The sequence below is a fragment of the Kitasatospora sp. NPDC028055 genome (genome assembly GCF_040637885.1).
GTDB lineage: Bacteria > Actinomycetota > Actinomycetes > Streptomycetales > Streptomycetaceae > Kitasatospora.
This window is the reverse complement of record NZ_JBEZXE010000033.1, coordinates 93,181-101,816: the sequence shown is the minus strand read 5'-3', so window position 1 is coordinate 101,816 and position 8,636 is coordinate 93,181. Positions and strand designations below refer to the sequence as shown.

The window sequence follows — 8,636 nt, the reverse complement described above, 5'->3', positions numbered from 1 at the left end:
ACGCGCTCCTCAAGGACCGCGATCCTGACCGAGCAGTCACGGCACCACGCCAACGAAGGCTGGTCAGAAGGCTGTTGGCCGGGTTCTGCGAGCTGTGCGGAGCGACCGAGAACATCGCGGTCCATCAGATCCGCAAGCTCGCCGACCTCGACCTCTTCGGACAGGAACAACCCAACTGGGCTGCCCTCATGGCCAAGAGGCGACAGAAGACTCTCATTGTCTGCCCAACCTGCCACGACGGCATCCACGTTGACTGCGAAAGCGCACCTCACGGAGATCACTGGAGAGCCCGTTGCGGTTAACGTCGCACGACGGGTTCGGGAGGAGGCCGCTGGGAAAAGGGCCAGCCCACGGGCTGGCACCTCGCCCGGCGGCCCACCTCACGCTGGACGGTGCCCAGTGACCCGCCACCCCATGCAGCCCACCGACCCCCGGATCCGGGCCTTCACCGAGGACCACATCCTCAGCCTCCTCGCCGAACTCCACGAGCGCGGCCGCCGGTTCGGCCTGATCTTCCCCTCGGCCGCCACCGACCGGACCCTCGACGGCCGCGTCCTGGTCTGCTTCAACACGGCCCCGGCGTCGACCCTCCTCAACATCCTCACGCTGCTCCTCGACGCCGACCGCGACCGCGAGCGCCCGTGCGATTCCTGATCGCCGTCGCCTTCGCGACGCTCCTCGCCCTCGCGATAGCCACGGTCGCCCTGGGCGTCGTCACCGCCCTCCGCGCGGCCCCGCCCGAGCCCGACGAGGACGCCTGAGCGCGAACAGCGGAAGAGGGCCGCCATCGCCCCCCGGCGATCACGACCCTCGTCTCCCGTGCTGTTCTGCCCGCCCCGCTCGGCCCTCCTCAGGCCTTCTTCTCGAATCCCGCCAGCACCTCGCGCGGGTCGAAGGTGACCCGGATCCGCGCGATCTTCCCGTCCTCCACGTGCATCCAGTTCGCCGTCGGCGCCGTCGGCGCGATGCTGGTGTTCAGTTCGAACCAGGTGATGACCTCGTCACCCTCCACCACCCGCACCTTCACGTCGATCTTCTCCAGCACCTGACCGAGCCCCCGCAGCCCGCCCAGCGCCTGGTCGATCCCGGCCGCCTTGCCGAGCGGTCCCACGAAGTCGACGTCCTCGGCCAGCAGGCCCCGGATGGTGTCGAAGTCGCCCGCCTCCCAGGCGGTGAAGTAGGTCTCGGCCAGCTCTCGCGCGTTCTTCGTCGTCGTCATGCCTCCATCCTTCCGCGATCTCTCCCATCCGTCCAACAGATAGAACCGATGCCAGCTATCATCCTCAGATATGGAGATGCACCAGCTGCGCTACTTCGCCGCCGTCGTCGACGAGGGCTCGTTCACGGCTGCCGCAGCCCGCCTGCACGTCAGCCAGTCCGGCGTGAGTACCCAAGTCGCCAAGCTGGAGAAGGAGTTGGGCCAGCAACTGCTGGACCGTGCCGGCCGCCGCATCCACCTCACCCCGGCCGGGGAGGCCATCCTCCCGCTCGCCAAGAACGCCCTGGCCACCCTCGACGCCATCCGGCACACCGCCGCCGAGTTCGCCGACGCCGTACGCGGCCGGGTCCGGCTCGGCATGATCATGGGCTGCTCGATCCCGCCCTTCCTGGACACCGTCGCCGACCTCGGCCGCACTCACCCCGGCATCGAACTCAGCCTCCACGAGGGCCACTCCGACCTGCTCCAGGCCCAGGTCCTGGCGGGCGCCCTCGACCTCGCCCTGATCGGTTACGCGGGCGAGGTGGCCGCCGGGCTGGAGGTCGGCGTGGTCGTGGACGACCCGATCGCCGCCGTCGTCCCCGTCGGCCACCGCCTCGACCGCCCCGGCCTGACCCTCGCCGACCTGCGCGGGGAGAAGATCCTCTGCCTCTCCCCGGGCACCGGTCTCCGCGCGGCCTACGACCGCTCCTGCGCCCAGCTCGGCTTCGATCCGCGCGTGGACATCGAGGCCAGCTCCCCGGCGGCCGTGCTCCGCCTGGCCGAGCGCGGCGCCGGGGTGGCCGTCCTCAGCGCCTCCGCCGTGGAGGGCCCCGGCCTGCGGGCCGTCCCGCTGACCGACGCCGGTACGAACGCCCGCCTCGGCCTGGTCGCCCGCCGCGACCAGCACTCCCCGGCCGTCCGCCTCCTCCACACCAAACTCACGACGGCGATGCGCACCGACTGAAGCCGCCCTCCCCGGCTCGTGACGACGAAGCCGTCTCCCCGGTCCAGATCTTCCGCATCCGGGACTACTTCGCCCCCGCCCTGATGAGCTGACCGGGCCGGTCAGGCCTTCCAGCGCGGGTCACGCCCCGAGGCCGCCAACGCGCGCTCCCACGCCGAGGCGTCCTCGGGCACCGCGACGGGCTCCGCGAACCCGCCGTACTGCCGGAACAGTTCGGCGTTCTCCGCGACGATCTCGCCCACCAGCAGCGCGAGTTCCTCGTCCACCTCGACCCGCTGCCCGACCGCCCGGGCCACGTCCCAGCCGTGCAGCAGCAGCTCCAGGACCAGCATCCGGGCGATCCCCACCGCCGGGAACGGCGACCCGCCGAGGTCGACGTCCCCCTCCCAGGCCGCCGGGTCGCCCCAGGCCGCCACGGCCCGCTCCAGCTGCGCCGCGTACTCGGCGCGCCAGTCCGGGTCCGCCGTGAAGTCCCGCTCGATCAGTGCCGTGGGCAGTTCGGTGCGCCGGGCCCGGTGCTCCAGGCCGTGCGAGGTGTACAGCACCCAGTGGTTGATCAGCGTCCGGGCGTCGAACGCCCCGCAGGGGGTCGGCGCGTCCAGGGCCACCCCGGCCGGGACGCCAGCGGCGACCTCGGAGGCGACGGCGGCGGCCCGGGCCAGGACGGGGTGCAGGGAGTGAGCGTTCATGTCCCGATCCTGCGCCGGGCCGCGCCGCCCGGTCTTGAAGAAACGCGACGACCTCGAAGAAGCGCGACGGTCCTGGAGAAACGCGACGACTAGCCTGGCCCCATGGCTGCCCCCGATGCCCCCGACCTCGGCCGCGGTGTGCTCCACCCGGCTCGGGCCGCCGAGCTGATCAGCGTGGAGCGGGTGGCGCCCGCGCCCGCCGTGGCGCGGTTCGTGGAGTTCTACTGGGTGGTCCGCTGGGACCTGGCCGGCCGGCCGCCGTACGAGCAGAAGGTGCTCGCCCACCCGAACGTCCACCTGGTCTTCGAGGCCCCGCGGGCCCGCGTCTACGGGGTGGACCGCTCGCTCTTCGTCCGCCGTCTCGAAGGCACCGGGCACGTGCTGGGCGTGAAGTTCCGCCCCGGCGCCTTCCGGCCCTTCGCGGGGCATGCGGTGAGCGCCCTGGCCGACCGGTCCGTCCCCGCCGCCGACTACTTCGGGCCCGGGGTGGACGAGGCCAACGCCCTGGTCCTGGAGGGCCCCAGCGCCGCGCGGGCCGACGCCTTCCTGCTGCCGCTCCTGCCCGCGCCCGACCCGGTCGCCGAGGAGGTCGCCGCGATGGTGGAGCGGATCACCGGCGCCCCGGACCTGCGCCGGGTGGACGACCTGGCCCGCGAGCTGGGCCTGACGGTCCGCCGCCTCCAGCGACTGTTCGCCGAGTACGTCGGCGCCTCCCCGAAGTGGGTGCTGCGCCGGGCCCGGCTCCACGAGGCCGCCGAACGTGCGGCGGCCGAGGGGAAGTTGGACCTGGCGGCGCTCGCCGTCGAACTCGGTTACGCCGACCAGGCCCATCTCACCCGGGACTTCACCGCAGCGGTCGGCATCTCGCCGTCCCGCTACGCGAATTCGGGCTGAACGCCGAGCGACTCAGGCCGCCGGCGCCGACGCTGCCGTCGCAGCAGCCGCGGCCGCCTCGGCGGCGGCCCGGCCACGGGCGCTGGCCCGCTTGGCGTAGGTGATGGTGAAGTAGATCAGCCCGCCGAGCACCGCGAACGGGAGGATGCTGTTGATGGTCACCACCGTGCCGTGCGAGAGCGTGTAGACGAACACGATCCGCAGCGCGGCCTCCAGGATGAACGCGATGCCCCAGACGATGGTCAGGTTGCGCTGCACCAGCCGGAAGCCCGGGTACTGCCACATCGAGTTCCACCAGGAGACCATCTCCGGGGTGCCGTCGGTGGCGAACTTGCGGCCGAAGTAGAACATGATCGGCTTGGGTGCGGCCAGCGAGGCGAGGTAGAGCACGCCGAGCAGGCCGGAGACGAAGGAGTCCTTGGCCAGCAGCATCTTCGGGTCGGTCGGGCCGACCAGCGAGACGACCAGCGTCAGCGCCACGAAGACCAGCGAGACGACGGCGAACTCGTCGATCCGGCGGTGCCAGGCGAGGTAGATCACCGTGTCGAGCACCGGGCCGAGGCCGGAGAGCAGGATGGCGGTGGACTCGCTGTAGCCGTGGTCGTGCAGCTGGTTGTAGATCATGATCGGCGCGACCACGTTGAAGGCGATGCTGATCAGCCAGCCGAGCGCGGCGGCCTTGCCCTTGCGGGCAGGAGCGGTCGGAGCTACCGCAGTTGACATGGTGGTGTCCCCCGGACGAAACGGTGTGAATGGGCGGCGCCATTGTGGCGGAAGTGCCGGTCGGCTGCACAACCCGGGGATGTCGACTAATCGTCAGTGGGCGGACCAGGCCCCGACTACGCCCCGAGGAAGCGCTGGAGCTCGTCCAGCATGAAGTTCGCCCCGGTGTACCCGATCCCCTGGAACCACAGCTGGTCGTCCACCGGGAACGCCCGGTGCGCCTTGACCGCCCCGAGGCCCTGCCAGCCCGGGCTCGCCAACGCCGCCTCCTCGCCCGCCCGCTCCGGATCGCCGTAGGTCGCGTACAGCAGCAGGTCGCCGTCCGCCTTGCCGATCTGGTCCAGCGGGATCTCGAAGTCGGACTGGTCGACGTTCTGTGCGTCCGGCCGCCCCACCTCGGCGTCGGCGAGCACCGACCCGGGGAAGCTCTGCCGCCCGAACAGCCGGATCCCGCCGCCCTCCGTGAACCGCACCAGGCTCACCTTGCGCCCCGACAGCTTCGCCGCCGCCAGCGCCCCCGCCACCTGCCCGGCGTGCTTCTGGTACGAGGCGGCGAAGGCCGCCCCGGCCGTCACCCGGCTCAACGCCTGGGCGTGCAGCTGGAAGTTCGCCTTCCAGGGCGCCCCGGTGGTCTGGGTGAGCACGGTCGGGGCGATCGTCCGCAGCTGCTCGTACCGGTCGCCGTCCCGGGTCTGGTTGGAGAGGATCAGGTCCGGCCGCAGCGCCCGGAGCGCGGCGAGGTCCGGCGCGCCGGCCGGGCCGACCAGCCGGACGCCCGCCGTGCGGGAGGCCGGCCAGTACGCGGGGAAGCCGGTGTCGGCGGCCGGGAGCGCGGCCCCGACCGGGGTGATGCCCAGGGTCAGTGCGGAGTCGAGTACGTCGGTGTCCAGCACGACCACCCGCACCGGCTCGCCCGGCACCTGCACCGGCCCGGTCGCGGCGTTCACCGTCACCGGCGGCAGCGGGGTGGGGGAGGGCGTGCCGCTCGCCTCGAAGTCCGCGGCGGGCGGCTGGGAGCCCCCGGAGCCGCTGCACGCCGCGAGCGCGGCGGCCCCGCCGAGTCCGCCGAGCCCGGCGAGGAACGTACGGCGGGAGATCCGGGGCATCGGCGGGTCCTCGGGCGGTGAGGCTGCGGTGGGCCTGTCGATTATGTCCGAAATGGTGGTTGAAAGGCCGTTAAGCGTCCACGGCCCCGGCGGTTTCGGCCGGTCCGCCGGTTTCGGCCGTTCCGGCGGTTCCGGCCGTCGCCGCCCACGGCGCCCCCGGCACGACCAGCGGAGTGCCCGTCACCGGATCCGGCACCACCACCGAGTCCAGCCCGAACACCTCGCGGACCAGCTCCGCCGTCACCACCTCGCCCGGCGGGCCCTCGGCGACCACCCGGCCGTCCCGCATCGCCACCAGGTGGTCCGCGTACCGGGCCGCCTGGTTGAGGTCGTGCAGCACGGCGACGACCGTCCGGCCGCGCTCGACGTTCAGCCGGCGGACCAGGTCCAGCACCTCCACCTGGTGCGCGATGTCCAGGTAGGTGGTCGGCTCGTCCAGCAGCAGGATGTCGGTGCCCTGGGCGAGCGCCATCGCGATCCAGGCCCGCTGGCGCTGCCCGCCCGACAGCTCGTCCACGCTGCGCTCGGCCAGCTCCGCCGTCGAGGTGCGCTCCAGCGCCTCGGCGACGGCCTCCTCGTCCTCCGCCGACCACTGCTGCCACCAGCTCTGGTGCGGCTGGCGGCCGCGCGAGACCAGGTCCGCCACCGAGATGCCCTCCGGCGCGGTCGGCGACTGCGGCAGCAGGCCGAGCCGCTGGGCGATCCGCCTGGTCGGGATCCGGGCCAGCTCCTCGCCGTCCAGCAGCACCGCGCCGCGCACCGGCTTCAACAGCCGGCCGAGCGCCCGCAGCAGCGTCGACTTGCCGCAGGCGTTCGGGCCGACGATCACCGTCACCCGCCCGTCCGGGATGCCGACGTCCAGGCCCTCGACGACCGTGCGCGCCTCGTAGGCCAGGGTGAGGCCCCGGGCCTCCAAGCGGGGAACGGACATCAGGAACCTCCACGGCGGGATCGGATCAACAGCCACATCAGGTACGGCGCGCCGACCATGCCGGTCACCACGCCCACCGGCAGCTCGGTCGGGGCGAGCAGCCGCCGGGCCACCAGGTCCGCCAGGACCACCACCAGCGCCCCGGTCAGCGCCGAGCACAGCAGCGGCACCTGCGCTGAGCGGGCCAGCCGCAGCGCGATCTGCGGGGCCATCAGCGCCACGAAGTCCACCGGCCCGGCGGCGCCCGCCGCGCAGGAGGCCAGCACGATGCCCAGCAGCGCCATGCCCAGCCGGATCCGGTCCAGCCGCAGTCCGAGGCCCACGGCCGTCGCGTCGTCGAAGGAGATCGACCGCTGCGCCCGCGCCGCCCACAGCGCCACCGGCAGGGCCGCCAGCAGCACCCAGGCGAGCCACCCGGCCTGGTCGAAGCCGGTGCCGTTCAAACTGCCGGTCATCCACACCTTCGCGGCCTGCGCCTGGAAGCCGTCGCCCTTGGTCAGGAAGACGGAGGTCAGCGAGGACAGCGCCACGCTGATCCCGATCCCGATCAGCACGAAGCGCTGGGCGTGCAGCCCCCGCCGCCAGGCCAGCGCGTACACCAGCAGCCCGGCCGCCAGTCCGCCGCCGACCGCCGCGTACGGCGCCTGCCCGGTGGAGCCGACCACGCCGTACGCCATCAGCCCGACCACGGTGACGGTCGCGCCCCAGGTCACGCCCACCACGTCCGGGCTGGCCAGCGGATTGCGGGCGACGGTCTGCACCAGCGCCCCGGCCAGCCCGAGCGCCGCCCCGACCAGCAGCCCCACCACCACGCGCGGCAGCCGGAACTCCCCGACCACCAGCTCGTCCGGACTCGGCTGCCCCAGCACCACCTTGACCACCTCGCCCGGCGAGACGGTCGACTCGCCCAGGCACAGCGAGGCCACCACCGTCGCCGCCAGCACGGCCAGCAGCCCGACGGCGGCCAGCGCCGAACGCCGGTGCAGCAGGAACGAGGCCCGTCCGGCCCGCACCACCGAGTAGCCCCGGAGCGAAACCGCGGTCATGCCGCCACCACCTTCCGCCGCCGCACCAGCGCCACCAGCACCGGCACCCCCACCAGCGCCGTCATCACGCCCGCCGGGACCTCCGAGGGCGGGAACAGCACCCGGCCGAGGGTGTCCGCGAGCAGCAGCAGGGCCGGGCCGAGGACGGCCGAGAAGGCGAGGATCCAGCGGTGGTCGGCGCCGGCCACCGCCCGGGCGGCGTGCGGCACGGCGAGACCGATGAAGGCGATCGGGCCGGCCGCCGCGACCGCCGAGCCGGTCAGCACGGTGGCGCCCAGCGCGCCGACCGCCCGGACGGCGCCGGTCCTGGCGCCCAGCCCCTTCGCGGTGTCCTCGCCGAGCGCCAGCGCGTCCAGCCCGCGCGCCACCGCCACCACCAGCAGGGTGCCGACGGCCAGGAACGGCAGCAGCTGCCAGGCCACGTCCGCCGTCCGGCCGGACAGCGAGCCGACGTGCCAGAACCGGAACTGGTCCATGGTGGCCGCGTCGGTGGTCAGCACCAGGGTGTTCAGCGAGGCGATGAACGCGGACATCGCCGAGCCGGCCAGCGCCAGCTTGATCGGCGTGGCCCCGCCCCGGCCGCGCCCCGCCAGGCCGTACACCAGCACGGTGGCGAGCACGGCGCCCGCGAAGCCGAACCAGACGTACCCGGTGAGGGTGGAGACCCCGAAGCCCGAGATGGCGACCACGACGCCCGCCGCCGCGCCCTGCGAGACCCCGAGGATGCCGGGGTCGGCGATCGGATTGCGGGTCAGGCCCTGCATCACCGCGCCGGCCAGCCCGAGCGCGGCGCCCACGGCCAGCCCGACCACCGTCCGGGGCACCCGCAGCTCGCGGATCACCACGGCGTCGGCGGAGCCGCCGCCGTGCAGCAGCGCGTCGACGGTCGCCGACAGCGGCACCGTCCGGCTGCCGACCGCCAGGCTCAGCAGCACCGCGCCGGCCAGCACGGCCAGGGCGGCGGCGAGCCACAGTATTCGGTGACGGGGTGTCCGCCGCTTGCCCGGTGGTGCGGTGGTGTCGGTCATGAGCCCTCTCCGCGGAAAACTCAGGTAAACCTAAGTTCCGCCTCGGAGGCGGGG

The 8,636-nt window shown here is 73.5% G+C and carries 11 protein-coding genes; 4 read left to right on the top strand and 7 right to left on the bottom strand.

The window, feature by feature from the left end:
* The first annotated feature begins 74 nt into the window (after positions 1–74).
* Positions 75–302 carry a hypothetical protein gene (locus tag AB0F71_RS27705; RefSeq protein WP_360239404.1) on the top strand — a complete coding sequence of 76 codons (228 nt, stop codon included), beginning with the start codon at positions 75–77 and terminating at the stop codon, positions 300–302.
* 112 nt (positions 303–414) lie between these two features.
* Entirely contained in the window at positions 415–654 is a 240-nt protein-coding gene (locus AB0F71_RS27700) for a hypothetical protein (RefSeq protein WP_360239374.1), read from the top strand.
* Between the two features lie 196 nt (positions 655–850).
* On the opposite strand, the gene AB0F71_RS27695 is transcribed toward AB0F71_RS27700, so the two are convergent.
* Positions 851–1,219, bottom strand: a complete 369-nt coding sequence (locus AB0F71_RS27695; protein WP_360239371.1) for a nuclear transport factor 2 family protein — start codon at positions 1,217–1,219, stop codon at positions 851–853.
* 70 nt (positions 1,220–1,289) lie between these two features.
* Here AB0F71_RS27695 and AB0F71_RS27690 point away from each other — a divergent pair, with 70 nt between their 5' ends.
* Positions 1,290–2,165 carry a LysR substrate-binding domain-containing protein gene (locus AB0F71_RS27690; protein WP_360239368.1) on the top strand — a complete coding sequence of 292 codons (876 nt, stop codon included), beginning with the start codon at positions 1,290–1,292 and terminating at the stop codon, positions 2,163–2,165.
* A 101-nt stretch (positions 2,166–2,266) separates the two neighbouring features.
* Here AB0F71_RS27690 and AB0F71_RS27685 read toward each other — a convergent pair whose 3' ends face one another.
* Positions 2,267–2,854 (bottom strand): TIGR03086 family metal-binding protein, encoded by a 588-nt coding sequence (locus tag AB0F71_RS27685; protein ID WP_360239365.1) that lies wholly within the window; start codon positions 2,852–2,854, stop codon positions 2,267–2,269.
* A 102-nt stretch (positions 2,855–2,956) separates the two neighbouring features.
* Between AB0F71_RS27685 and AB0F71_RS27680 the strand changes: the two genes are divergently transcribed.
* Entirely contained in the window at positions 2,957–3,748 is a 792-nt protein-coding gene (locus AB0F71_RS27680; protein WP_360239362.1) for a helix-turn-helix domain-containing protein, read from the top strand.
* 12 nt (positions 3,749–3,760) lie between these two features.
* Here AB0F71_RS27680 and AB0F71_RS27675 read toward each other — a convergent pair whose 3' ends face one another.
* The 5 genes from AB0F71_RS27675 to AB0F71_RS27655 form a co-directional block, all read right to left on the bottom strand.
* Positions 3,761–4,471, bottom strand: coding sequence for a VC0807 family protein (locus AB0F71_RS27675; protein ID WP_360239359.1), 711 nt, complete (start codon positions 4,469–4,471; stop codon positions 3,761–3,763).
* Positions 4,472–4,587: 116 nt separating this feature from the next.
* A complete protein-coding gene (locus tag AB0F71_RS27670) occupies positions 4,588–5,577 on the bottom strand; it encodes an iron-siderophore ABC transporter substrate-binding protein (protein ID WP_360239356.1) in 990 nt (329 codons plus the stop codon).
* A gap of 70 nt (positions 5,578–5,647) precedes the next feature.
* Complete coding sequence (locus AB0F71_RS27665; RefSeq protein ID WP_360239353.1) at positions 5,648–6,508, bottom strand: ABC transporter ATP-binding protein; 861 nt, start codon at positions 6,506–6,508, stop codon at positions 5,648–5,650.
* A complete protein-coding gene (locus tag AB0F71_RS27660; RefSeq protein WP_360239350.1) occupies positions 6,508–7,554 on the bottom strand; it encodes an iron chelate uptake ABC transporter family permease subunit in 1,047 nt (348 codons plus the stop codon). Before AB0F71_RS27660 ends, AB0F71_RS27665 begins: the two co-directional genes overlap by 1 nt.
* Positions 7,551–8,582, bottom strand: a complete 1,032-nt coding sequence (locus AB0F71_RS27655; RefSeq protein ID WP_360239347.1) for an iron ABC transporter permease — start codon at positions 8,580–8,582, stop codon at positions 7,551–7,553. The genes AB0F71_RS27660 and AB0F71_RS27655 overlap by 4 nt, the downstream gene beginning before the upstream one ends.
* Positions 8,583–8,636: the final 54 nt, after the last annotated feature.

Coding starts and splice junctions, on each gene's coding strand:
- AB0F71_RS27670 (WP_360239356.1), bottom strand. CDS start 5,577: ATGCCCCGGATCTCCCGCCGTACGTTCCTCGCCGGGCTCGGCGGACTC.
- AB0F71_RS27695 (WP_360239371.1), bottom strand. CDS start 1,219: ATGACGACGACGAAGAACGCGCGAGAGCTGGCCGAGACCTACTTCACC.
- AB0F71_RS27685 (WP_360239365.1), bottom strand. CDS start 2,854: ATGAACGCTCACTCCCTGCACCCCGTCCTGGCCCGGGCCGCCGCCGTC.
- AB0F71_RS27700 (WP_360239374.1), top strand. CDS start 415: ATGCAGCCCACCGACCCCCGGATCCGGGCCTTCACCGAGGACCACATC.
- AB0F71_RS27665 (WP_360239353.1), bottom strand. CDS start 6,508: ATGTCCGTTCCCCGCTTGGAGGCCCGGGGCCTCACCCTGGCCTACGAG.
- AB0F71_RS27660 (WP_360239350.1), bottom strand. CDS start 7,554: ATGACCGCGGTTTCGCTCCGGGGCTACTCGGTGGTGCGGGCCGGACGG.
- AB0F71_RS27690 (WP_360239368.1), top strand. CDS start 1,290: ATGGAGATGCACCAGCTGCGCTACTTCGCCGCCGTCGTCGACGAGGGC.
- AB0F71_RS27655 (WP_360239347.1), bottom strand. CDS start 8,582: ATGACCGACACCACCGCACCACCGGGCAAGCGGCGGACACCCCGTCAC.
- AB0F71_RS27675 (WP_360239359.1), bottom strand. CDS start 4,471: ATGTCAACTGCGGTAGCTCCGACCGCTCCTGCCCGCAAGGGCAAGGCC.
- AB0F71_RS27680 (WP_360239362.1), top strand. CDS start 2,957: ATGGCTGCCCCCGATGCCCCCGACCTCGGCCGCGGTGTGCTCCACCCG.